We start from the raw sequence: 23,857 nt of genomic DNA on the forward strand, positions 1-23,857 counted from the left end.
CGGGCGCGGCACGATGACCGCAGGTCCCGGCGCGCCCGGCGCCGGCGCGGGCGAGCCGGGGACGCGCCCGTCCGAGGGCGCGCCCGTCCCGCTGCCGCCGCTCGGGGTGCCGCCGCGCGGCACGACGCTCGTGCTGCGCGGGCGCGAGCTCGACCGGCCCGCCGTGATGGCCATCGTCAACCGCACCGACGACTCGTTCTACGCCGGGGCGCGCCAGCTCGACGACCGCCAGGCGCTCGCCGCCGTCGAGCGCGCGGTCCGCGAGGGCGCCGAGATCCTCGACGTGGGCGGCGTGCGCGCGGGGGTAGGCCCGGAGGTCACCCCGGCGGAGGAGATCCGCCGCGTCGTCCCGTTCGTGGCCCGCGTGCGGTCGGAGTTCCCGGAGCTCCTGGTCAGCGTGGACACGTGGCGGGCCGACGTCGCGCACGAGGCGGCGCTCGCGGGCGCGGACCTCGTCAACGACACGTGGGCCGGGCACGACCCGCGGCTCGTCGAGGTGGCCGGGCAGCACGGGATCGGGGTGGTGTGCTCCCACACCGGGGGAGCGCGGCCGCGCACGGACCCCGTCCGCGTCGACTACCCGGCCCGCCCCGGAGCGGCCGACCCGCGCGACGGCGTCGTGCAGGACGTCGTGACGACGCTGCGGGCCGCGGCCGAGCGGGCGGTGTCGTGCGGCGTCCCGCGCGCGTCGGTGCTCGTCGACCCGACCCACGACTTCGGCAAGAACACGTGGCACTCGCTGCACCTGCTCCGCCGCACCGAGGTGCTCGCGGGTCTCGGCTTCCCGCTCCTCATGGCCCTGTCGCGCAAGGACTTCGTGGGGGAGACGCTCGACCTCCCGGCCGACGAGCGACTCGAGGGCACGCTCGCGGCGACGGCGGTCGCCGCGTGGCTCGGCGCGCGCGTCTTCCGCGCGCACGACGTCGCGGCGACGCGCCGCGTCCTCGACCTGGTCTCCGCCGTCCGCGACGAGACGGCCCCGGCAGCGGCCCTGCGGGGCCTGGCGTGACGACGCCGCGCACGGCCGCCCTTCCCGCGGCGCGGGCGCGGCTGCTGCGGCCCGCCACCTGGCGGTGGTGGGTCCAGGTGCTCGTGGTGTACGCCCTGGCCCGGGCGGTGAGCGCCGTCGTCCTGCTCGTGGCCGCGCGGTCCCAGGAGCACAACCTGTGGACCGACGCCGCGCCCTCGTACCTCGCCTACGTCGGCCGGATGTGGGACGCGAGCTGGTACGAGCAGATCTACGCCTCCGGCTACCCGGACACGCTCCCCGTGGGCCCCGACGGCGCCGTGCAGCAGAACGTGTGGGCCTTCTTCCCGCTCTTCCCCGCGCTCGTCCGCGCGCTCGACGCGGTCACCGGGCTCGGCTGGGAGGTGCTCGCACCGACCGTCGCGCTCGCGTGCGGGGCGGGCGCGGCGCTCGTCGTCCATCGGCTCGTCGCGACGGCCGGGGCGGCCGCCGTCGAGCGCCGCCCGGGTCTCCCGCTCGCGACGGTGCTGCTCGTGAGCGTCTTCCCCTCCAGCCCGGTCCTCCAGGTCGCCTACACCGAGTCGCTCGGCCTGCTCCTCGTGGCCGGTGCGCTGCTCCTGCTCGCGCGCCGCCGCTACGCCGGGGCGGCGCTCCTCGTCGTGCTCCTCGGCTTCTGCCGCGCGGTCGCGCTGCCGATGGCGGCGGTCGTGCTGTGGCACGGGTTCGCGCGGTGGCGCCGGGGGGACCTGCGCGGGCCCGACGCCGCCCGGCTGGGCGGGCTGCTGGTCGTCGCCCTCGGGAGCGGGCTCGTGTGGCCCTGGCTGTGCGGCGCGGTGACGGGCGTGCACCAGGCGTACTTCCGCACCCAGGAGGCCTGGCGCGGCGGCGCGGAGGTCGTGCCGTTCGTGCCCTGGGTGGACGTCTCGCGGTGGCTCGCGGGCGACGCCGGCCCATGGCTCCTCGCGCTCGTCCTCGTGGTGACCGCCGCGCTCGTGCTCAACCCGGTGGCGGCGCGTCTCGGCCCGGAGATGCACGCGTGGTCCGGGGCGTACCTGGCGTACCTCGTGGCGACGGTCCAGCCGGGCACGTCGCTCGTGCGCTTCCTCCTGCTCGCGTTCCCGCTCGGCGCGGTGACGGCCGGGTGGACGCGGTCGCGGGCGTGGCTCGCGGCGGTGACCGTCGCGTGCGTCGCGGGCCAGGTGTGGTGGGTGTGGTCGCTGTGGCGGCTGGTCCCGCCGTCGGGCTGGCCGCCGTGACCGGGACGCCCGGGATGTCGGCACGCGTGAACTAGACTGTCCCCCGGGCGTCGTCCGAGGTCGGACGCCCCTCCTCGCGCGTGCGGGGTGGACTCGGGACAAACGGAAATGGAGTGCCATCGATGGCTGCGATGAAGCCGCGGACGGGTGACGGACCGCTGGAGGTCACCAAGGAAGGGCGAGGCATCGTCATGCGGGTCCCGCTCGAGGGTGGCGGGCGTCTGGTGGTCGAGCTCAACGCGACCGAGGCCAGCGAGCTGGGTGAGGCGCTCCAGGCCGTGGTGGGCTGATTGCCCGCACGTGAGCGCCGGGTCTCCGGAACCTCGGAGATCCCGCGCGCGCTGCCGGAGGTGGTCGGTGCACGGGGCGCGCTGAGCGACGCCCCGCTCGTCGACGAGGCACAGGCCGACGCGGTCGTGGTCGCCGTCGCGCCGCCGCGCGAGGCGGAGGACGGGCTGCAGCCGCGCGCCGGCACGGTCGACGCGACCCTGCGGTACGGGGTCGACCTCGCCGAGCTGGCCGAGCGCGCGGGTGGCCCGGGCTTCCGCGGCGCGGCCGGCGAGCTCGTGCGCGTGGACCTGCCGCGCGCGCACGTCGGGTCCACGACCCGGCTCCCGTGGGCGGGCCTGCCGCCCCGCCTCCTGCTGCTCGGCGTGGGCGCAGGCACCGCGACGGACCTGCGCCGCGCCGGGGCTGCGCTGTCCCGTGCGTCCCGGGGCCTCGAGCGGGTCGTGAGCGCCGTGACCGCCGACGCCGGGGCGGTCGAGGTCCGCGCCTACGTCGAGGGCTACCTGCTCGCCGCGTACGCCCAGCCGCGCCGGGGCGACGCGTCCGCCGGCGCGCAGGACGCCGCCGCGCAGCTCGTGCTGCTCACGCCGCCCGACCGTCCCGACGTGGCGGCACCGATCGAGGCGGCGACCCGCGCGGCCGCCGCGACGTGGCTCGTGCGCGACCTCGCGAACACGCCGTCCGACGTCAAGGACCCGGCCTGGTTCGCCGACCGCGCGCTCGCGCTGGCCGACGGGCTCGGGCTCGACACCACCGTCCGTGGCCCCGCCGAGCTCGCTGGGGAGGGTTTCGGCGCGCTCCTCGCCGTGGGCGCCGGCTCGGCGCGCGGGCCCCGGCTCGTCACGGTCACGTACGACCCCGCGGACCACGGCGTCACCCCGCCGACGGACCGCTCCGCGCCGCGGCACGTGGTCGTCGTCGGCAAGGGCATCACCTACGACACGGGCGGCCTGTCCATCAAGCCGCGCGAGGCGATGGTGCCCATGAAGACCGACATGGCGGGCGCCGCCGTCGCGCTCGCCGTCGTGCTCGGGGCCGCCCGGGCGCGGTCGGACCGGCGCGTCACCGCGGTGCTGCCGCTCGCGGAGAACCACGTCGGCGCGGCGTCGTACCGGCCCGGTGACGTGCTGCGCACGTGGTCGGGGCGCACGGTCGAGGTCGCGAACACGGACGCCGAGGGCCGCCTCGTCCTGGCCGACGCCGTCGGGTACGCGGTGCAGGAGCTCGCCCCGGACGTGCTCGTCGACGTCGCGACGCTCACCGGCGCGGCCAGCGTGGGCCTGGGTCGTGGTCACGGCGCGTTGTTCGCGACCGACGACGCTGTCGCCGACGCGCTCGAGGACGCCGCCCGCACGACGGGCGAGCGGGTGTGGCGCATGCCGCTCGTCGAGGACTACGCGGGTGCCCTGCGCTCCGACGTCGCCGACCTGCGGCACGTCCCGGTCGAGAGCCCCGGCGGCGGGGCCATCACGGCCGCGCTGTTCCTCCGGGAGTTCGTGGGCGACGTGCCCTGGGCCCACCTCGACGTCGCGGGGCCGGCCCGCGCGACGGCCGACCGGCACGAGGTCGTGGCCGGGGCGACGGGATTCGGCGCCCGGCTGCTGCTCGAGGCGCTCGACCGGCTCTGACCTGGCCGGTCAGCGGCGGACGGCGAGCAGGAGGCCGTCGCCGCTGGGCAGCAGCGCCGGCAGCACGCGCTCGTCGGACCGGAGCGACCGGCCGACCTCGCGCACGATCGTCGTGACCTCGTCGCGCCGCGCGGGGTCGGCGACGCGGTCGTGCGAGAGCGCGCCGTCGACCGCCAGCACGCCGCCCGGCCGCAGGAGGCGCAGCCCCTGCTCGACGTACTCGGGGTAGCTGTGCTTGTCGGCCCCGACGAGGACGAGGTCGTAGGCGCCGTCGGTGAGGCGGGGGAGCACGTCGCTCGCGCGGCCCGGGATCGTGCGCGTGCGGGACGCGGGCACGCCCTCCTCCGCGAACGCCGCCTTCGCCGCGCGCTGGTGCTCGACCTCGACGTCGATGGTCGTCAGCACGCCGTCGGCGGGCATGCCGCGCAGGAGCCAGATCGAGGCGACGCCCGTGCCGGTGCCGATCTCGACGACCGCGCGGGCCGCGAGGGATGCGGCGAGGACCTGGAGCACCGCCCCGACGCCCGGGAGGACCGCGGGGCAGCCGAGCTCGGCCGCGCGGTCGCGCGCCCGCAGGAGGACCTCGTCCTCGGGGACGAACTCCTCGCTGTACACCCAGCTCGCCGCCTTGGCGCTGCGGTGGGTGCCGACGTCGCTGGTGATCAGGTCCTCCTGGTGGTCCGTCGTCCGGCCCCGGGGGCCGGGCCGGCACTGTCTCGGATCGTACCCGCCCCCTCCCACGCCGGCCCGTTCCCGCGCCGCGCGCGTGTGCACGGGCCGTGGACGTCGCGCGCACGTCCCGCGGGAGCCGGGAACACGCGCCGGGGGCGGGACGTTCTTCTGGGACGATGGACCACGTGGACGACGCACGACCGAGGACCAGCACGCACGGCCAGCAGGACGCGGGCACGTGGGTGCCGCCGTCGTGGGACTCGATCGTGCGCGAGCACTCGGCGCGGGTCTATCGGCTCGCCTACCGCCTCACCGGCAACCGCCAGGACGCGGAGGACCTCACGCAGGAGACGTTCGTCCGGGTGTTCCGCTCGCTGTCGAGCTACACCCCGGGCACGTTCGAGGGCTGGCTCCACCGGATCACGACGAACCTGTTCCTCGACCAGGTGCGGCGCAAGCAGCGCATCCGGATGGAGGCCATGGGCGACGACGACGGGCACTACCCGGCACGCGCCGAGGCCCAGCCGGAGCGCGGGTTCGAGCACGCGAACCTCGACCACGACGTGCAGCGCGCGCTCGACGCGCTCTCGCCCGAGTACCGGGCCGCCGTCGTGCTGTGCGACATCGAGGGCCTCTCCTACGAGGAGATCGCCGTCACGCTCGGCATCAAGCTCGGCACGGTCCGCTCGCGGATCCACCGCGCGCGCTCCCAACTCCGCGCCGCCCTGCCGCACCGCGACCCCGCCGAGCGTCCGGCGTCGGACGACGCTCCGACCGCCGTGGGCGCCCGGGGGGCGGCGTGACCCATCTCGGCTCGCGGCTCTCCGCGCTCGTCGACGGGCAGCTGTCGCCCGCGGAGGCGGAGCGCGCCCTGGAGCACGTGGCCTGCTGCCCGCGGTGCGCGGCGGAGCTCTCCGCGGCCCGGGCGGCCCGGCGGGCGCTGAGCGCGGCCGGGCCGGTGGAGCCGGCGCCGGACCTCGCCGCGCGCCTGCTCGCGCTGTCCGCCCAGATCCCGCCGACGGACGGCGACCCGCTGCGCGCGGCGCCCGCGCCGAGCGACCCCTGGGCCGTTCCCGCGACGCTCCCGCGCGGCGCGTGGAGCGGCGAGGTGCGCCGCGGCTCGCTCCGGCGGCGCGTGGTGGGCCTCGTCGTCGGCGGCGTCGGCGTCGCGGCGGTCGGCCTCTTCGCGCTCGGGGAGAGCCCGCTCGTCACGCCGGACCTGCACCGCAGCGACCCGCTCACCGTGCTCGCGCAGGCCGCACCCCGGGCCACGGGCGCGCTCGTCGTCGGCGGCGCGCGGACCGACGCTCCGGACGGCGGGTCGGGCGGGGGGACGGTCGCCGACGGCGGCGCGTCCGCCCTCGCGGCGCTCGCCGCGCAGGGCTGGACCTGCCCGACGCCGCTCCCCGAGGGCTTCCGCGTGGCCGACGTGCGGGACGACGCGAGGCGCGGCGTGCCGGAGATCGACCTCGAGGCGCCGGGCGGGGAGGCGGTCGTGCGCGAGCAGACCGGCCTGCTGGACACGTCGGCGCTCGCGGGCGGCGAGACGTGGGACGTCGACGGGCGCCGCGTGCACGTGCTGTCGCAGGAGCCGTGGCACGTCGTGTGGCAGTCGGGCGACACGGTGATCGACGTCGTCGCCGACACCGAGCAGGAGACGGTCGCCGCCCTCGTGGCGGCGTTCCCGGCCCGTGACTACGATGCCGGGGTCCCGGCGCGCATCTCCCGGGGCTGGACGACCATGACAGGAGCGCTCGGCACCTCATGACCGACCCCCAGACCGGACCGGAGCAGCCCGGTCCGCGCGACGCCGCGCCGAACCCGTTCGCGCCGCCGTCGGCCTACCGCAGCGTGCCCGTCCCGCCGTCCGCCGAGGCGCCACGGCCCGCCGAGGGAGCTGCGTCGGGCCACGCCGTGCCCGCGTACGGTCCGGGACCGGTCCCGCCGCCGCCCGCGGTGCCCGCGCCCGCGGAACCCTCGAGCGCGGGGCCCACGGACCCCTGGGAGCGGCTGAGCGCGTTCGGCCAGCCCGAGGCGCCGACGCGCCCGGGCGGGTCCGTCGACCCGACCCTCGTGGGCGTGCCCCGCGGCGCCGTCGGCACCGCCCCGCGACGCGGCCTGCGCCCGGCCGCGGTGGCGGGCGTCGCGGTGCTCGCGCTCGTCGCGGGCGCCGTCGGCGGCGTCGCGGCCGACCGCCTCGCCGACCCGCAGCCCTCCGGCTCGTCCGTCTCGGCGCTGCCGCCCGCGAGCGTCGAGCCCGGCGCGGACCGCCCCGACGGCTCGGTGGCGGACATCGCCGCGACCGTGCTGCCCAGCGTCGTCTCGCTCCAGGTCCGCGGGGCCGACGGCGTCGCGACCGGATCGGGCTTCGTGCTGCGGGAGGACGGCTTCATCCTCACGAACAACCACGTCGTCGCGTCGGCCGCCGACGGCGGCGACATCGTCGTGCTCTTCTCCGACGGGCACGAGAGCCCGGCGGAGCTCGTCGGGCGGACGGTCGACTACGACCTCGCGGTCGTCAAGGTGGAGGACTCCGGCCTCACGCCGCTCGCTCTCGGTGACTCCGACGAGGTGGTCGTCGGGGACCCGGTGGTGGCCATCGGTGCGCCGCTCGGGCTCAACGGGACCGTGACCACGGGGATCATCAGCGCGCTCAACCGCCCGGTCCAGGCGGGTGCCGCGGCGGAGACGGCGTTCATCAACGCGATCCAGACGGACGCCGCGATCAACCCCGGCAACTCCGGCGGCCCGCTCGTCGACGGCCGGGGCCAGGTGGTGGGCATCAACTCGGCCATCGCGCAGCCACCGGGGAGCGGCGAGGCCACGGGCAGCATCGGGCTCGGGTTCGCCATCCCGTCGAACCAGGCCCGCCGGACCGCCGAGCAGCTCATCGCCGACGGCGTCGCGACGTACCCCGTGATCGGCGTGCTCCTCGACCAGCGCTACCAGGGCGAGGGCGTGCAGGTCTCGACCGACGCGCAGTCCGGGACGCCCGCGGTGACGCCCGACGGCCCGGCGGACGCCGCCGGGATCCGGCCGGGAGACGTGATCCTGTCCATCGACGGCCGGCCCGTCACCGAGTCGGACGAGCTCATCGTCGCGATCCGGGCGAAGGCGCCGGGGGACGCGGTGACCCTGCGCGTGCGGACCGGCGACCAGGAGCGTGACGTGCGCGTCGTCCTCGACGAGGCCACGAGCGAGTAGTCTGTCGGCGTGTTCGGGATCAACGGAGCCGAGTTCGTCGTGCTCCTCATCGTGGCGGTCGTCGTCATCGGTCCCGAGCGCCTGCCGCGCTACGCGGAGCAGCTCGGGGCGTTCGTGCGGTCCGCGCGGGGCTACCTGCGCGACGCGAAGTCGCGCGTGGACGCGGAGCTCGGCGAGGAGCTGTCCGACGTCGACTGGGCCAAGCTCGACCCGCGCCAGTACGACCCGCGCCGGATCGTCCGCGAGGCCCTCCTGGACGACGACCCCCTGCCCGAGCGCGTCTCCCCGCCCCCGCCGCCCGCCCCCGTCGCGCCGCAGGGCCCGGCACCGTTCGACGACGAGGCCACCTGACCCGGTCGTCCGACCGCGGCACGACGGCGATTCGTTCCGGCGCCCGAGCACCTGTCAGAATGGGGCAATGTCCATCGAGGCGACGCACATCGGTCCGGCACCGGTCCCGGAGACCACGCAGGAGCCCGGGAGCCCGACGGGCACCCGGCCACGGATCCTCTCGGGCATGCAGCCCACGGAGGACTCGCTGCAGCTCGGGAACTACATCGGTGCGCTGCGCCAGTGGGTCTCCCTCCAGGACGCGTACGACGCCCTGTACTGCGTCGTCGACCTCCACGCGCTGACGGTCAACCCCGACCCGGAGCGGCTCCGCGAGCGCACCCGCCGTACGGCCGCCCAGTACCTCGCCGGCGGCGTGGACCCGGACCGCTCGGCGCTGTTCGTCCAGTCGCACGTGCCGCAGCACGCCGAGCTGTCGTGGGTGCTGTCGTGCCAGACGGGCTTCGGCGAGGCGGGCCGCATGACCCAGTTCAAGGACAAGTCCGCGAAGCAGGGCGCCGACGGCACGACCGTCGGGCTGTTCACGTACCCCGTGCTCATGGCGGCCGACATCCTGCTCTACGACGCGGCGCTCGTGCCGGTCGGCGAGGACCAGCGCCAGCACCTCGAGCTCACCCGCGACCTCGCGGAGCGGCTCAACGCCCGCTTCGGCGACGGGACCGCCGTCGTGCCGGAGGCCCACATCGTCCGGTCGGTCGCGAAGATCTACGACCTCCAGGAGCCGACGGCGAAGATGAGCAAGTCCTCGTCCAACGGCAAGGGCGTCATCTGGCTGCTCGACGACCCGAAGGTCGCCGCCAAGCGGATCCGGTCGGCCGCGACCGACTCCGGCACGGAGATCCGCTACGACCCGGTCGCCAAGCCCGGCGTGTCGAACCTGCTGACCATCTACTCGGCGCTCACGGGGCGGGACGTCGAGGCGATCGCCGCCGAGTACGACGGCCAGGGCTACGGGCGCCTCAAGGTGGACCTGGCGGACGTCGTCGTCGACTTCCTCGCGCCGTTCCAGGAGCGTGCCAACACCTACCTGGCTGACCCGGCCGAGCTCGACGCGGTGCTCGCGCGCGGCGCGCAGAAGGCCCGCGAGATCGCGGCCGGCACGCTCGCCCGCGTCTACGACCGCGTCGGTCTGCTGCCCGTGGGCGGGACGACCGCGTGAACCTCCCGGAGCGCGAGCCCCACCAGGTGCGGATCGGCATCGCGATCGAGGTGCCTGAGCCGTTCGCGACGCAGCTCCAGGACGCGCGCGCACGGTTCGGCGACCCGCTCGCGCGGTCGATCCCGCCGCACGTGACGCTCCTCGGCCCGACGGTCCTGGACCGCACCGCGCTCGACACGGCGCGCGCGCACCTGGCCGAGGTCGCGTCGACCGCGGCGCCGTTCCGCCTCCACCTGCGGGGGAGCGCGACGTTCCGGCCCGTCTCGCCCGTGGTGTTCGTCCAGGTGGTCGAGGGCATCGCGGAGTGCGAGCACCTCGAGAGCGCGATCCGCACCGGACCGCTCGCCCAGGACCTGCGGTTCAACTACCACCCGCACGTGACCGTCGCGCACGAGGTGCCCGAGGCCGCGCTCGACGCGGCGTTCGACCAGATGGCGACCTACGACGCGCAGTTCGACGTCGCCGGCTTCTCGCTCTACGAGCACGGGGACGACGGCGTCTGGCGCCCCGAGCAGGTGTTCCCCCTCGGCGCGGATGCCGCGGGAGCGACCGCCTCGTAGGGTTCGGGGCGTGACGTCGCCCCGCCCTGCCGCCCCGCGCGCCGTCACCCGCACGCGCGCGCGGGTGGACGCCCTCGTCGAGCGCTGGAAGGACAGCCGGCCCGGCCGCGCGACCTACCGCTACCTGTACGCGCGCGGCGCGCTCCTGTGCGGCGGCATCGCGTACTCCGCGCTGTTCTCGCTGTTCGCCGCGCTGACGATCGGCTACACCGTCTTCATGCGGGTCCTGGGCGGCCGCCAGGAGCTCATGGACGTCGTCTTCGGCGAGATCAACGAGCTCGTGCCCGGCCTCATCGCCCTCGACGGCCAACCGGGTGCCATCCGGCCCGACCAGCTCCTGCTCGACTCCGGGCTCAGCGTCACGAGCGTCGTCGCGGGCGTGGTGCTGCTCTTCTCCGTCGTGTCGTTCATGTACCACCTGCGTGGCGCCGTGCGGACCATGTTCGGCGTGAGCGACGTCGGCCAGAGCCCCGTGCTCGCCCGGGCGCGCGCCCTGCTCGGGTTCTTCCTCCTCGCGCTGTTCCTCCTCGTCTCCGCCGTCGCCGGCATCGCCGTCACGTCCCTCGGCAACCAGATCCTCGAGGCGATCGGGCTCTCCGGCGGGCCCGCCGTCCTCGTCACCGGTGCGGGCCTCGTCGTGAGCGTCCTGCTCGACGCGCTCGTCGTGGTCGTCGTCGTGCGGCTCCTCGCGGGGGTGCGGGTCCGACGCCGCGACCTCCTCGTCGGCTCGCTCACCGCCGCCGTCGGGTTCGGCGTGCTCCGCTACCTCGGGTCGTCGTTCGTCGAGAGCAGCGCCACGCGGAACGCCCTCCTGGCGTCGTTCGCCGTCCTCGTGACGCTGCTGCTCCTCGTCAACTTCACCGCGCGCATCCTCCTGGCCGTGTGCGCGTGGATGGCGAACCCGCCGCGCCCGCCCGACCCGGTGCCCGACGGCGCCCGGCACGCGCGCGACGGCCGTCCCGAGCTGCCCGTGCTCGACGGCGACCCCCCGGCCGACGGCCGCCACCTCCGGGCGCCCCGCCACTCCGTCGAGAGCCCGCGCGACGACGTCGAGCCGTCCACCGAGGAGCACGTCCGCGCCGGCCACGGATCGCACCGCCCGTGGAGCCCCGTGGTCCGCGGTGTCCGCCGGGCCCGTCTGCCGCGGGGGACGTGACCGCAGCGCTCGGGCGGCGGGGCGAGATCGGCACGCGCTGTCGAGACCGCTGCCGAGATCGGCACGCGCTGCCGAGATCGGCACGGGCGGCTGCCGATCTCAGCCCCAGACGCCGATCTCGGTCGCGAACGCCGATCGCGGTCGTGGTGGTCGGTCACGGTGGCGTTCGTCGAGGAGGCCGCGGCGTGACCGGGGGACGACGAAGGGCGCCGACCGTCCGGTCGGCGCCCTTCGGTGCGGTGCGGGGGGTGTCAGAACGCGCGGGTGATCATCGCGCGCTTGACCTCCTGGATCGCCTTCGTGACCTCGATGCCGCGCGGGCAGGCCTCGGTGCAGTTGAAGGTCGTGCGGCAGCGCCACACGCCCTCCTTGTCGTTGAGGATCTCCAGGCGCTGCGTGGCGCCCTCATCGCGGCTGTCGAAGATGAACCGGTGCGCGTTGACGATGGCGGCGGGGCCGAAGTACTGGCCGTCGGTCCAGAACACCGGGCAGGACGACGTGCACGCGGCGCACAGGATGCACTTGGTGGTGTCGTCGAAGCGCTCGCGCTGCGCGGCGGACTGGAGGCGCTCCTTGCTCGGCTCGTTCCCGGACGTGATGAGGAACGGCATGATCTCGCGGTACGACGCGAAGAACGGCTCCATGTCCACGACGAGGTCCTTGACCACGGGCAGGCCCTTGATGGGCTCGACCGTGATCGGCTTGTCGGGGTTGACGTCCTTGAGGAGCGTCTTGCACGCGAGCCGGTTGCGGCCGTTGATGCGCATCGCGTCCGAGCCGCACACGCCGTGCGCGCACGAGCGGCGGAACGTCAGGGAGCCGTCGTGCTCCCACTTGATCTTGTGCAGGGCGTCGAGCACGCGGTCGGTGCCGTGCGCCTGGACGGTGAACTCGTCCCAGTACGCCTCCTCGCCGTGCTCCGACTCGGGGGAGTAGCGGCGGACGCGGAGCGTGACCTCGAACGAGGGGATCTCCCCGGCCTTGGGCTCGGTGGCCGGGCTCTCGAGTGTGGCAGTCATCAGTACTTCCGCTCCATGGGCTCGTACCGGGTCTGGGTGACGGGCTTGGAGCCCAGGGCGACCTTGTAGCCGTCGAACTGCTCGACGTGGTCGAAGTAGCCCGCGACGTGTCCGTCGGCGACGTCGCTGGCGGACGTCGGACGGCGGTAGGCCATGGTGTGCAGCATGTAGTTGGCGTCGTCGCGGTCCGGGAAGTCCTCGCGGTAGTGGCCGCCGCGGGACTCCTTGCGGTTGATCGCCGCGACCACGGTGACCTCGGCGATGTCGAGGAGGAACCCGAGCTCGATCGCCTCGAGGAGGTCGGTGTTGAACAGGCGGCCCTTGTCCTGCACGGACACGTTCTTGTAGCGCTTCTGCAGGTCGCGGATGTCCGCGAGGGCCTGGTTGAGCGACTCGCCCGTGCGGAACACCTGGGCGTTGGCGTCCATGGTCTCCTGGAGCGCCTTGCGGACGTCGGCGACGCGCTCGCCGTCGGGACGGTTGCGCATCTCCTCGAGCTGCGCGACGACGGCCGCGGCGGGGTTCTCCGGGAGCTCGCTGTACGACGCGGTCGCGGCGTAGGCGGCGGCCGTGCGGCCGGCGCGCTTGCCGAAGACGTTGATGTCGAGCAGCGAGTTGGTGCCGAGACGGTTGGAGCCGTGCACGCTGACGCACGCGACCTCACCGGCGGCGTAGAGGCCCTTGACGACGTTGTGGCTGTCGCGCAGCACCTCGGCGTCGACGTTGGTCGGGATGCCGCCCATCGCGTAGTGCGCCGTGGGGTACACGGGCACGGGCTCGGTGTACGGCTCGATCCCGAGGTAGGTCCGCGCGAACTCGGTGATGTCGGGGAGCTTGGCGTCGATGTGCGCGGGCTCGAGGTGCGTGAGGTCGAGCAGGACGTAGTCCTTGTTCGGCCCGGCGCCGCGGCCCTCGCGGACCTCGTTCGCCATGGACCGGGCGACGATGTCGCGCGGCGCGAGGTCCTTGATGGTGGGGGCGTAGCGCTCCATGAAGCGCTCGCCGTCCGCGTTGCGCAGGATGCCGCCCTCGCCGCGGGCGGCCTCCGACAGGAGGATGCCGAGGCCCGCGAGGCCGGTCGGGTGGAACTGGAAGAACTCCATGTCCTCGAGCGGCAGGCCGCGGCGGTAGGCCAGGGCCATGCCGTCGCCCGTGAGCGTGTGCGCGTTGGACGTCGTCTTGAAGATCTTGCCCGCGCCACCGGTGGCGAAGATGATCGCCTTCGCCTGGAAGACGTGGATCTCGCCGGACGCGAGGTCGTAGGCGACGACGCCGGTCGCGGTGACCGTCTCGTCGTCGGGGATCTCGCCCGCGGAGAGGTCGTGGTCGGTGATGAGGTCGAGGACGTAGAACTCGTTGAAGAACTCGACGTCCTGCTTGACGCACTGCTGGTAGAGCGTCTGGAGGATCATGTGGCCGGTGCGGTCCGCGGCGTAGCACGAGCGGCGCACCGCGGCCTCGCCGTGGTTGCGCGTGTGCCCGCCGAACCGGCGCTGGTCGATGCGGCCCTCGGGCGTGCGGTTGAACGGCAGGCCCATGCGCTCGAGGTCGAGGACGGCGTCGATGGCCTCCTTGGCCATGATCTCCGCGGCGTCCTGGTCGACGAGGTAGTCGCCGCCCTTGACCGTGTCGAACGTGTGCCACTCCCAGTTGTCCTCCTCCACGTTCGCGAGCGCGGCGCACATGCCGCCCTGCGCGGCGCCCGTGTGCGAGCGCGTGGGGTAGAGCTTGGAGATGACGGCCGTCCGGACCTTGCCGGACGACTCCAGCGCCGCGCGCATCCCGGCGCCGCCTGCGCCGACGATGACGACGTCGTACTGATGGGTTTGCATCGGGGTCGATGCCTCCTGGGAGAGAGCCGGGTGGAGCGAGAGGAAGACGGGGGCGTGCGGTGGTGCGGTGCTCAGGCCGTGCAGAACGACGCGAGCAGCTCGGCCGGGGCGTTCGCGGGGCAGGGCTCGAACGTGAAGATCACGAGCGTGCCGAGGACCGTGACGATCGTGAAGGCGAGGTACAGCGCGAGCTTGAGGACGAGGCGAGTGCCGTCACGCTCGGCGTAGTCGTTGATGATCGTGCGGACGCCGTTGGTGCCGTGGAACATGGCGAGCCACAGCATGAGCAGGTCCCAGATCTGCCAGAACGGCGAGGCCCACTTGCCGGCGACGAAGCCGAAGTCGATCGCGTGCACGCCCTCGCCGACCATGAGGTTGACGAACAGGTGCCCGAAGATGAGGACGATCAGCACGACGCCGGAGGCGCGCATGAAGATCCAGCTGTACAGCTCGTAGTTGCTGCGCGTGGCCTTGCGGCGCTTGTACGGGTCGCGCGGGCTCGCGACCTCGACCGTGGGTGCGGCGGCCATCAGTGCCCCCCTCCGAAGACGTTCATCAGGTGGCGCGGCAGGAACCCGGCCATCGTCACGACGAACAGGCCGACGACGACCCAGAGCATCGTGCGCTGGTACCGCGGGCCCTTGGACCAGAAGTCGACCAGGATGATGCGGATGCCGTTGAAGGCGTGGAAGACGATGGCCGCGACCAGGCCCGCCTCACCGATACCCATGATCGGCGTCTGGTACGTCCCGATGACGGCGTTGTACGCCTCGGGCGAGACCCGCACGAGCGCCGTGTCGAGCACGTGCACGAGCAGGAAGAAGAAGATGAGCACGCCGGTCACGCGGTGCGCGACCCACGACCACATGCCTTCGCGGCCGCGGTAGAGCGTGCCGGCTGGTGCACTGGGCACTTTGGGGGCCTCCTGTGGCGAGATCAGGGGGAGATGTCACGTTCCGGCCGTGGTCCGGAACTCCCTCAGTCCGGACCCCGGGACCGTCGTCGGCATCGGTCTCAGGGCTTCCACCATAGTGACATCGACGTCATGATGCGGACCGCCGGGGGCGGCGGAACGGCCCCGTGCCGTGGGTTTGTGACTGATCCCACAGCCCGCGGGGGAACTGTGGCCCTCACTATGCTGGCCCTCATGGCCTCTTCGCCGCACGACTCCTCCGGCCCGTCCGGGTCGCCGATCCCCGGCTTCTTCGCCGTCGTCCCCGCGGGAGGCGCCGGCACCCGGCTGTGGCCGCTCTCGCGGGCGGGCTCCCCGAAGTTCCTGCTCGACCTCACCGGCTCGGGGCGCTCCCTGCTCCAGGCGACGGTCGACCGGCTCGTGCCGCTCGCGGGGGAGCAGGGCGTCGTGCTCGTCACGGGAGACCGGCACGTCGCGGCGGCGCGCACGCAGCTCCCGGGCCTGCCGGCCGAGAACGTGCTCGCGGAGCCGTCGCCCCGGGACTCGATGGCGGCCATCGGGCTCGCCGCGGCGGTGCTCGAGGAGCGGCACGGCGACGTCGTCGTCGGCTCGTTCGCCGCGGACCAGGTGATCACGGGTCGTGCCGCCTTCGAGTCCTCGGTGCGCGAGGCGGTGGAGGCGGCGCGCGCCGGGTACGTCGTGACGATCGGCATCGCGGCGTCGCGGCCGTCGACGGCGTTCGGGTACGTGCACAGCGGCGCCCCGCTCGGCGTCGCGGGGGCACCGAGCGCGCAGCACGTGCGCGGCTTCACGGAGAAGCCGGACGCCGCGACCGCGCAGCGCTACCTCGCGTCCGGGGAGTACCGGTGGAACGCCGGCATGTTCATCGTGCGCTCGTCCGTGCTCCTCGGGCACCTCGCGGACCAGCGCCCCGAGCTGCACGACGGTCTGCGCGCGATCGCGGCCGAGTGGGACGGCCCCGACCGCGACCGCGTGCTCGCGGAGCGGTGGCCGGCGCTCGAGCGGATCGCGATCGACCACGCGGTGGCCGAGCCGGTCGCCGCGGTCGGGGGCGTCGCCGTCGTCCCCGGCACGTTCGGTTGGGACGACGTGGGCGACTTCAACTCCCTCGCCGCCCTCCTCCCGTCCGTCGACGGGGCGGGCTCCAAGGTGCTCGGCGACACGGGGCGCGTCGTGCGACGCGAGAGCGCGGGCTCGGTCGTCGTGCCCGCGAGCGACCGCGTCGTGACGGTCCTCGGTCTCGACGACGTCGTCGTGGTCGACACCCCCGACGCACTCCTCGTCACGACGCGGGCGCGCGCGCAGCAGGTGAAGTCGATGGTCGACACGGTGCGCGAGCTCGGGATGGACGAGCTCCTGTGAGCGCCGACGTGACCCTCGCCGCCCGCATCGGGGCCGCCGTCGCGCGCCACGTGGACGAGGTCGTGGCGATCCGCCGCGACATCCACGCCCACCCCGAGGTCTCGCGCGCCGAGACGCGCACCACGGCGCTGCTCGCCGACCGCCTGCGCGCCGCGGGCCTCGAGCCGCGGCTCCTGCCGGGCACGGGTCTCGTGTGCGACGTCGGCCCGGAGCCGGGCACGACCGCCGCGGGCGTGCCCGACGGCGCGGCCGCCCCGGAGGGCCGCGTCGCCCTGCGTGCGGACATCGACGCGCTGCCGCTCCAGGACCGCTGCGGCCTCCCGTGGGCGTCGACCGTGCCAGGCGTCGCGCACGCGTGCGGCCACGACGTGCACACGGCCGTCGTGCTCGGTGCCGGGCTCGTGCTCGCGGACCTCCACGCGCAGGGCGAGCTGCGCCGCGGCGTGCGGCTCGTGCTCCAGCCCGCCGAGGAGGTCCAGCCGGGCGGGTCGCTCGACGTCCTCGCGGCCGGGGCGATGGACGGCGTCGACGAGATCTACGCCGTGCACTGCGACCCGAAGGTCGACGTGGGTCGCATCGGCACGCGGATCGGCCCGATCACGTCGGCGTCCGACGAGGTCTCCGTGACGATCGCCTCCCCGGGCGGCCACACGTCGCGACCGCACCTGACCGGCGACGTGGTGTACGCGCTGGGCCAGGTCATCACGCAGGTCCCCGCGGTGCTCGGCCGTCGGCTGGACCCGCGCTCGGGCGTCAACCTCACGTGGGGGGCCGTCCACGCGGGCTCCGCGCACAACGCCATCCCGAGCACCGGCACGGTCCGCGGCACCCTGCGCTGCCTCGACGTGCGCGCGTGGGAGTTCGCGGGGCAGGTGCTGCACGACGCGGTGGAGCAGGTCGTCGCGCCGTACGAGGTCGAGGTGACCGTGCACCACACGCGGGGCGTCCCGCCCGTCGAGAACGACGAGCGCTGCACCGGCCTGCTCGAGGCTGCCGCGCGCGACGTCCTGGGCCCGGACAGCGTGGTGCTCACCGAGCAGTCGCTCGGCGGCGAGGACTTCGCCTGGTACCTGACGAAGGTGCCCGGGGCGATGGCCCGCCTCGGCACGCGGACGCCGGGCGGGCGCAGCTACGACATCCACCAGGGCGACCTCCAGGTGGACGAGCGCGCGATCGGCCTGGGCATGCGGCTCCTCGCGCGCGTCGCCGCGGGCCAGGACGGGTGAACCGGTCCCGACCCGTGGACAGGGGTGTGTCACGCCTCAGACGCAAAGTGACGCTTGCATAACGAAGCGCCCGCGTTACCGGCAAGTAACGTGCTGGACCCCTCGGGCTGATTAGTCTTCGGTCCTATAGAGGCCGACGGACCGGTCCTCCCGTGCAACGGTGCTCGGGAGGGCCCAGGGGTCCTTCCCTGCGCGGCACTGCTACGAGAACGACAGGAGCTATCAGGTGAAGAGAGCGACTCAGGTCACCGCCCTCGCGGCGGTCGCCGCGCTCGCGCTGGCCGCGTGCGGCGCCGCGCCCGAGGACGACGAGACGAGCGGCGGCGGCGACAGCACCGCGGGCGGCAACTCCGACTTCTCCGCGTGCATGGTCTCCGACGCCGGCGGGTTCGACGACCAGTCCTTCAACCAGTCGGGCTACGAGGGCCTCGAGAAGGCCAAGACGGAGCTCGGCATCACGACGCACGAGGTCGAGTCCCAGGCGGACACCGACTACGGCCCGAACATCGACAGCCTCGTCCAGCAGGGCTGCAACCTCATCATCGGCGTCGGCTTCCTCCTCGAGGACCCGATCCAGTCGGCGGCCGAGGCCAACACGGACGTGCACTTCGCCCTCATCGACTCGGCGTTCAGCAACCCGGGCGCCACGTCGGACGACCCGCCGGAGCCGGTCGAGATCGACAACGCGAAGCCGATCCTCTTCAACACCGCGGAGGCGGCGTTCCTCGCCGGCTACCTCGCGGCGGGCATGACGGAGACGGGCACGGTCGCCACGTTCGGCGGCATCCAGATCCCGTCGGTCGCCATCTTCATGGACGGCTACGTCGACGGCGTCGCGAAGTACAACGAGGACAACGGCACCGACGTCAAGGTCCTCGGCTGGGACAAGGAAGCGCAGACCGGCACGTTCACCGGCGACTTCGACAACCAGGCGAACGGCCAGAACGTCACGCAGGGCTTCATCGACCAGGGCGCGGACATCATCATGCCCGTCGCCGGCCCGGTCGGCCTCGGTGCCGCCGCGGCGGCCGAGAGCGGCGGCGCGAAGATCATCTGGGTCGACTCGGACGGCTTCCTCACGACGGACTACGGGAGCATCATCCTCACGTCCGTGATGAAGCAGATCGGCCCGGCGGTCTTCGACACCGTGAGCGAGTCGGCGGACGGCAACTTCACGAGCGAGCCGTACGTCGGCACGCTCGAGAACGAGGGCGTCGGCCTGGCGCCGTTCCACGACTTCGAGGACGCGGTCCCGGCCGAGCTGCAGGACCAGCTCGCCCAGTACCAGGAGCAGATCATCGCGGGCGACCTCGTCGTCGAGTCGCCGAACGCGCCGTGACGCGACGCTGAACCCGCCGGCCGCCCACGGGCGACCGGCACCGGTGGCCCGGGCCCAGCGCCCGGGCCACCGTCATGACGACGACGGTGTCGTCGGGGCCGCGACGACGCGCCGCGCTCCCGCGGGTGCGGTTCGATGGAGTACCTCGACGGGATCGAGGTCGACACCGCGGTACGACTGCGAAGCACGAGGAGAGGCAGACCGGTGAAGCTGGAGCTGCGAGGGATCACGAAGGTCTTCGGGTCCCTGGTCGCCAACGACCACATCGACCTGGTCATCGAGCCCGGCGAGATCCATGCCCTGCTCGGGGAGAACGGGGCGGGCAAGAGCACGCTCATGAACGTGCTGTACGGGCTGTACGACCCGGACGACGGGCAGATCCTCGTCGACGACGTGCCCGTGCAGTTCGCGGGCCCGGGCGACGCGATGGCCGCCGGCATCGGCATGGTGCACCAGCACTTCATGCTGGTCCCGGTGTTCACGGTCGCCGAGAACGTCGCGCTGGGGCACGAGCCCGTGAAGGGCGCGGGTCTCATCGACGCGCGGCGCGCGCGCCGCCTCGTCCAGGAGATCTCGGACCGGTTCGGGTTCGAGGTGAACCCGGACGCGATGGTCGAGGACATCCCCGTCGGCGTGCAGCAGCGCGTCGAGATCATCAAGGCCCTGTCGCGCGACGCGCGCGTCCTCATCCTCGACGAGCCGACCGCGGTCCTCACGCCGCAGGAGACGGACGAGCTCATCGCGATCATGCGCGAGCTCAAGGCCGCGGGGACGTCGATCGTCTTCATCACGCACAAGCTGCGCGAGGTGCGCGCCGTCGCCGACCGCATCACGGTCATCCGCCGCGGCAAGGTCGTCGGCACCGCCGACCCGAGCGCGAGCGAGACCGAGCTCGCGTCCCTCATGGTCGGGCGCTCCGTCTCCCTCGGGGTCGACAAGGCGCCCGCGGAGAACGGTGACACCACGTTCCAGGTCGACGAGCTCACGGTCATGGACGACGCCGGCACGGCCGTCGTCGACCGCGTGAGCCTGGAGGTCGCGCGCGGCGAGATCCTCGTCGTCGCGGGGGTCCAGGGCAACGGCCAGACCGAGCTCACGGAGACGATCGTCGGGCTGCGCAAGCCGGTCGCGGGCTCGATCCTGCTCGACGGCAAGGAGCTCGTGGGGCGCAGCGTGTCCCAGGTGCTCGAGGCGGGCGTGGGCTACGTGCCCGAGGACCGCAGCACCGACGGGATCATCGGGACGTTCTCCGTCGAGGAGAACCTCGTGCTCGACCTCGTGACGTCCGCGCCCTACTCGCGCGGCGGCGCGCTCGCGCGCGGCACGATCCGCGCGAACGCCGAGCAGCGCATCGGCGAGTTCGACGTGCGCACCCAGTCGGTCGAGACCCCGGCGGGCACGCTCTCCGGCGGCAACCAGCAGAAGGTCGTCCTCGCGCGCGAGATGTCGCGCCCGCTGCGCCTGTTCATCGCGTCGCAGCCGACGCGCGGCCTCGACGTCGGCTCGATCGAGTTCGTGCACCGGCGCATCGTGCAGGAGCGCGACAACGGCACCCCCGTGATCATCGTGTCGACGGAGCTCGACGAGGTGCTCGCCCTCGCCGACCGGATCGCCGTCATGTACCGCGGCCGCGTCGTCGGGGTCGTGCCCGGCGACACCGACCGCGACGTCCTCGGCCTCATGATGGCCGGGGTCCCGCTCGAGGAGGCCGTCGTGCAGGCCGCCGAGCACCACACGACCCTCGGCGAGGCGGACGCCGTCGCCGAGGACGCGCCGTCGGGCGCCGCGCAGGACGCGGCCGCCGCCCGCGAGGAGGAGATCCAGTGACCCAGCAGGCCACGCCCGACGACGCGTCGGCGCTCCCGCCGACGGCCGCACCGCCGAGCGACCCGCAGAAGCCGGAGGCGCCGGCCGGGCAGGGCGTCCTGCGCGAGATGCTCGAGAGCAGCTGGCTCGTCTCGCTGCTCGCGATCGTCGCCGCGCTGATCCTGGGCGGCGTCCTCATCGCGGCGGCCGACCCCGCGGTCCAGGAGGCGGCGTCCTACTTCTTCGCGCGCCCGTCGGACTTCTTCCAGGCCGTCTGGGACGCGGTGTTCGGCGCGTACGCCGCGCTCTTCCAGGGCGCGGTCCTCAACGTCGACGCGCCCGACGTCTCGCGGGCGCTGCGCCCCCTCACCGAGACGATGACGGTCGCGACGCCGCTCATCCTCGCGGGCCTCGGGCTCGGCATCGGCTTCCGCGCGGGCCTGTTCAACATCGGTGCGCAGGGCCAGATCATCCTCGGCGGCATCTTCGCCGGGTTCGTCGGCTGGACGTTCGCGCTCCCGCCGGGGCTGCACCTCCTGCTCGCCGTGCTGGGCGCCGCGCTCGGCGGGGCCCTGTGGGCGAGCATCGCGGGCGTGCTCAAGGCCCGCACGGGCGCCCACGAGGTGATCGTCACGATCATGCTCAACAACATCGCGATCTACCTCGTCGCGTACCTGCTCACGACGAAGCCGTTCCAGGCGCCGGGCAGCTCCAACCCGATCAGCCCGCGCATCCCGGGGAACGCGCAGTTCCCGCTGCTGCTGGGCGAGGGCTTCCGCCTCCACGCGGGGTTCGTCCTCGCGCTGCTCGTCGCGGTCGGCGTGTGGTGGCTCATGGAGCGCTCGACGCTCGGCTTCCGCTTCCGCGCCGTCGGAGAGAACCCGCACGCGGCCCGGACCGCGGGCATGTCGGTCCCGTGGACGACGGTGTGGGTCATGGCCATCGCGGGCGCGCTCGCGGGCCTCGCGGGCAGCGCGCAGGTGCTCGGCACGGAGCACGTCCTCACGGCCGGCGTCGCGGCGAGCTTCGGGTTCGACGCGATCACGGTGGCGCTGCTCGGGAGGTCCCGTCCGCTCGGGACGGTGCTCGCCGGCCTGCTGTTCGGCGCGCTGCGCGCGGGCGGGTTCGTCATGCAGGCCCGCACGGGCACGCCGATCGACATCGTCCTCGTCGTGCAGTCGCTGATCGTGCTCTTCATCGCCGCGCCGCCGCTCGTGCGGGCGATCTTCCGCCTCCCGACCCCGGGCGGCCCGACGCGCGCCGAACGGCAGGCAGCCCGCCGCCGCGCGAAGGCCGTCCCGACCACGACGACCACCCAGGAGGCCGGAGCATGAGCACCGCGACCACCACCCCGGCACCGGCCGCCGCGCCGGAGCGCGCGGCCAAGCCGCTGCCGCCCATCAGCTGGAAGGCCCCGGTCGCGTACGGGGTCATCGGGCTGCTGGCCCTCGTCTTCTTCGCGCTGCTCCCCGCGGGCGGCCAGCAGACGACGTTCCGCCTCTCGACGGCGAAGGACTTCTTCCAGATCGAGCCGATCACGGTGAGCTCCACCGGGGCGGCGCTGTTCCTGTCGATCCTCGCGCTGCTGCTCGCCGGCCTGTCGTTCTGGGCCGCGCGCGACCGGCGCAAGGTCGGCGTGTGGCTGCCGATCGTGTACGGCGTCGCGGTCGTCTTCGCGTTCCTCGCCTGGGCCGGGGCCGGGAAGTCGGCGATCCCGCTGACGGGCCTGCTCCAGGGCTCGCTCTTCCTCGCGGTCCCGCTCGTGTTCGGCGCGCTCTCCGGCGTGCTGTGCGAGCGCGTCGGCATCATCAACATCGCGATCGAGGGCCAGCTCCTCGCGGGGGCCTTCCTCGCCGCGGTCGTCGCCTCGCTCACGTCGTCGGCGTACGCCGGCCTCATCGCCGCGCCGATCGCGGGCGCGCTCGTGGGCGTGCTGCTCGTGATCTTCTCGGTGAAGTACTGGGTGAACCAGATCATCGTCGGCGTCGTGCTCAACGTGCTGGTCGTCGGCGTGACGAGCTACCTCTACTCGACGGTCCTCAGCGCGGACCCGGCGACGTGGAACTCGCGCAACCCGCTGCCCGTCATCGAGATCCCGGTGCTGTCGCAGATCCCGGTCGTCGGGCCGGTGCTGTTCCGCCAGACCCTCCTCGTGTACCTCATGTACGTGGTCGTGATCCTGCTGCAGGTCTTCCTGTTCCGCAGCCGCTGGGGCCTGCGCCTGCGCGCGGTCGGCGAGCACCCGAAGGCCGCCGACACCGTCGGCATCAAGGTCAACGCGACGCGCGTGCGCAACACGATCCTGGGCGGCGCGGTCGCCGGCCTCGGCGGCGCGTTCTTCACCGTCGCCGCGGGGCTCGCCTTCGGCAAGGAGATGACGGGCGGCAAGGGCTTCATCGCGCTCGCCGCCATGATCCTCGGGCGCTGGAACCCCGTCGGCGCGCTCGTCGCGGCGCTCCTGTTCGGGTTCTCGGACAACCTCCAGACGGTGCTCGGCATCGTCGGGACGCCGATCCCGAGCCAGATCATGCTCATGACGCCGTACGTCGTGACGATCTTCGCCGTCGCCGGCCTCGTCGGGCGCGTGCGCCCGCCGGCCGCCGAGGGCATCCCCTACGTCAAGTGAGGACGGCATGACGGACGTGCACGACGGCGGTACCCGGCCGGGCGGGGGGACGGACCCGGACGGGTCCGCCGCCGGGCCGGCCGTCGACTGGGACGCGCTGCGCACCGCGGCGCGCGACATCATGACCCGCGCCTACGCGCCGTACTCGGGCTTCCCCGTGGGCGCGGCCGCGCTCGTGGACGACGGCCGCGTCGTCGTCGGCTGCAACGTGGAGAACGCCGCGTACGGCGTGACGCTGTGCGCGGAGTGCTCGCTCGTGAGCTCGCTCGTCGGCTCGGGCGGCGGCCGTCTCGTGGCGTTCGCGTGCGTCGACCGGCACGGCGCGCCGCTCATGCCGTGCGGCCGGTGCCGCCAGCTCCTGTGGGAGCACGGAGGGCCCGACCTGCTCGTCGAGACGGTGCGTGGTATCAAGACGATGAGGGACGTGCTGCCCGACGCCTTCGGGCCCGAGGATCTGGAGGAGCGCTCGTGA

Annotated in this window: 23 protein-coding genes; 18 read left to right on the plus strand and 5 right to left on the minus strand. The window is 73.9% G+C overall.

What is annotated here, in order from left to right; all coding sequences use genetic code 11:
* The first annotated feature begins 13 nt into the window (after positions 1-13).
* The 4 genes from folP (at position 14) to MT994_RS09920 (ending at position 4,139) form a co-directional block, all read left to right on the plus strand.
* Positions 14-1,009, plus strand: a complete 996-nt coding sequence (gene folP / locus MT994_RS09905; RefSeq protein WP_354806066.1) for a dihydropteroate synthase — start codon at positions 14-16, stop codon at positions 1,007-1,009.
* Positions 1,006-2,223: a hypothetical protein gene (locus tag MT994_RS09910; protein WP_354806067.1), complete on the plus strand. Its 1,218-nt coding sequence runs from the start codon at positions 1,006-1,008 to the stop codon at positions 2,221-2,223. Before folP ends, MT994_RS09910 begins: the two co-directional genes overlap by 4 nt.
* Before the next feature lie 122 nt (positions 2,224-2,345).
* Positions 2,346-2,513, plus strand: coding sequence for a DUF3117 domain-containing protein (locus MT994_RS09915; RefSeq protein WP_064506638.1), 168 nt, complete (start codon positions 2,346-2,348; stop codon positions 2,511-2,513).
* Between the two features lie 60 nt (positions 2,514-2,573).
* Complete coding sequence (locus MT994_RS09920; protein ID WP_354806069.1) at positions 2,574-4,139, plus strand: leucyl aminopeptidase family protein; 1,566 nt, start codon at positions 2,574-2,576, stop codon at positions 4,137-4,139.
* Between the two features lie 9 nt (positions 4,140-4,148).
* On the opposite strand, the gene MT994_RS09925 is transcribed toward MT994_RS09920, so the two are convergent.
* Positions 4,149-4,802: an O-methyltransferase gene (locus tag MT994_RS09925; RefSeq protein ID WP_061267694.1), complete on the minus strand. Its 654-nt coding sequence runs from the start codon at positions 4,800-4,802 to the stop codon at positions 4,149-4,151.
* Positions 4,803-4,996: 194 nt separating this feature from the next.
* Here MT994_RS09925 and sigE point away from each other — a divergent pair, with 194 nt between their 5' ends.
* The 7 genes from sigE (at position 4,997) to MT994_RS09960 (ending at position 11,241) form a co-directional block, all read left to right on the plus strand.
* Positions 4,997-5,614 (plus strand): RNA polymerase sigma factor SigE, encoded by a 618-nt coding sequence (gene sigE / locus MT994_RS09930; RefSeq protein WP_241005622.1) that lies wholly within the window; start codon positions 4,997-4,999, stop codon positions 5,612-5,614.
* Positions 5,611-6,579: a zf-HC2 domain-containing protein gene (locus MT994_RS09935; protein WP_354806071.1), complete on the plus strand. Its 969-nt coding sequence runs from the start codon at positions 5,611-5,613 to the stop codon at positions 6,577-6,579. Before sigE ends, MT994_RS09935 begins: the two co-directional genes overlap by 4 nt.
* Complete coding sequence (locus tag MT994_RS09940) at positions 6,576-8,015, plus strand: trypsin-like peptidase domain-containing protein (RefSeq protein ID WP_354806072.1); 1,440 nt, start codon at positions 6,576-6,578, stop codon at positions 8,013-8,015. The genes MT994_RS09935 and MT994_RS09940 overlap by 4 nt, the downstream gene beginning before the upstream one ends.
* 9 nt (positions 8,016-8,024) lie before the next feature.
* Positions 8,025-8,366, plus strand: a complete 342-nt coding sequence (locus MT994_RS09945) for a twin-arginine translocase TatA/TatE family subunit (protein WP_021479805.1) — start codon at positions 8,025-8,027, stop codon at positions 8,364-8,366.
* Positions 8,367-8,433: 67 nt separating this feature from the next.
* On the plus strand, positions 8,434-9,525 hold the full coding sequence (trpS, locus tag MT994_RS09950; protein WP_354806073.1) for a tryptophan--tRNA ligase: 1,092 nt from the start codon (positions 8,434-8,436) through the stop codon (positions 9,523-9,525).
* Complete coding sequence (locus MT994_RS09955) at positions 9,522-10,085, plus strand: 2'-5' RNA ligase family protein (RefSeq protein ID WP_085388256.1); 564 nt, start codon at positions 9,522-9,524, stop codon at positions 10,083-10,085. The genes trpS and MT994_RS09955 overlap by 4 nt, the downstream gene beginning before the upstream one ends.
* A 10-nt stretch (positions 10,086-10,095) precedes the next feature.
* Positions 10,096-11,241 (plus strand): YhjD/YihY/BrkB family envelope integrity protein, encoded by a 1,146-nt coding sequence (locus MT994_RS09960; protein WP_171467666.1) that lies wholly within the window; start codon positions 10,096-10,098, stop codon positions 11,239-11,241.
* 251 nt (positions 11,242-11,492) lie between these two features.
* Here the strand turns inward: MT994_RS09960 and MT994_RS09965 are convergent, their stop codons facing one another.
* The 4 genes from MT994_RS09965 to sdhC all read right to left on the minus strand — a co-directional run bounded on the left by MT994_RS09965 (position 11,493) and on the right by sdhC (position 15,005).
* Complete coding sequence (locus MT994_RS09965) at positions 11,493-12,260, minus strand: succinate dehydrogenase iron-sulfur subunit (RefSeq protein ID WP_021481376.1); 768 nt, start codon at positions 12,258-12,260, stop codon at positions 11,493-11,495.
* Positions 12,260-14,092 carry a succinate dehydrogenase flavoprotein subunit gene (gene sdhA, locus MT994_RS09970; RefSeq protein ID WP_021481377.1) on the minus strand — a complete coding sequence of 611 codons (1,833 nt, stop codon included), beginning with the start codon at positions 14,090-14,092 and terminating at the stop codon, positions 12,260-12,262. The genes MT994_RS09965 and sdhA overlap by 1 nt, the downstream gene beginning before the upstream one ends.
* Before the next feature lie 71 nt (positions 14,093-14,163).
* Positions 14,164-14,622, minus strand: a complete 459-nt coding sequence (locus tag MT994_RS09975; protein WP_021481378.1) for a succinate dehydrogenase hydrophobic membrane anchor subunit — start codon at positions 14,620-14,622, stop codon at positions 14,164-14,166.
* Entirely contained in the window at positions 14,622-15,005 is a 384-nt protein-coding gene (gene sdhC / locus MT994_RS09980) for a succinate dehydrogenase, cytochrome b556 subunit (protein ID WP_021481379.1), read from the minus strand. The genes MT994_RS09975 and sdhC overlap by 1 nt, the downstream gene beginning before the upstream one ends.
* 234 nt (positions 15,006-15,239) lie before the next feature.
* Between sdhC and MT994_RS09985 the strand changes: the two genes are divergently transcribed.
* The 7 genes from MT994_RS09985 to MT994_RS10015 all read left to right on the plus strand — a co-directional run bounded on the left by MT994_RS09985 (position 15,240) and on the right by MT994_RS10015 (position 23,857).
* Positions 15,240-16,388 carry a mannose-1-phosphate guanylyltransferase gene (locus tag MT994_RS09985; protein ID WP_354806076.1) on the plus strand — a complete coding sequence of 383 codons (1,149 nt, stop codon included), beginning with the start codon at positions 15,240-15,242 and terminating at the stop codon, positions 16,386-16,388.
* The gene (locus MT994_RS09990; protein WP_354806077.1) at positions 16,385-17,614 is read left to right on the plus strand and encodes an amidohydrolase; all 1,230 of its coding nucleotides are present in this window, start codon (positions 16,385-16,387) and stop codon (positions 17,612-17,614) included. The genes MT994_RS09985 and MT994_RS09990 overlap by 4 nt, the downstream gene beginning before the upstream one ends.
* 226 nt (positions 17,615-17,840) lie before the next feature.
* Positions 17,841-18,953 (plus strand): BMP family ABC transporter substrate-binding protein, encoded by a 1,113-nt coding sequence (locus tag MT994_RS09995; RefSeq protein WP_086151488.1) that lies wholly within the window; start codon positions 17,841-17,843, stop codon positions 18,951-18,953.
* 204 nt (positions 18,954-19,157) lie between these two features.
* Entirely contained in the window at positions 19,158-20,780 is a 1,623-nt protein-coding gene (locus MT994_RS10000) for an ABC transporter ATP-binding protein (RefSeq protein WP_354806079.1), read from the plus strand.
* Positions 20,781-20,887: 107 nt separating this feature from the next.
* Positions 20,888-22,093: an ABC transporter permease gene (locus MT994_RS10005; RefSeq protein WP_082774437.1), complete on the plus strand. Its 1,206-nt coding sequence runs from the start codon at positions 20,888-20,890 to the stop codon at positions 22,091-22,093.
* Complete coding sequence (locus MT994_RS10010) at positions 22,090-23,385, plus strand: ABC transporter permease (RefSeq protein ID WP_021482586.1); 1,296 nt, start codon at positions 22,090-22,092, stop codon at positions 23,383-23,385. The genes MT994_RS10005 and MT994_RS10010 overlap by 4 nt, the downstream gene beginning before the upstream one ends.
* 7 nt (positions 23,386-23,392) lie before the next feature.
* Positions 23,393-23,857, plus strand: coding sequence for a cytidine deaminase (locus MT994_RS10015; RefSeq protein ID WP_021482587.1), 465 nt, complete (start codon positions 23,393-23,395; stop codon positions 23,855-23,857).

The sequence above is a fragment of the Cellulosimicrobium sp. MI9406 genome, from assembly GCF_040595865.1.
Lineage (GTDB): Bacteria > Actinomycetota > Actinomycetes > Actinomycetales > Cellulomonadaceae > Cellulosimicrobium > Cellulosimicrobium funkei.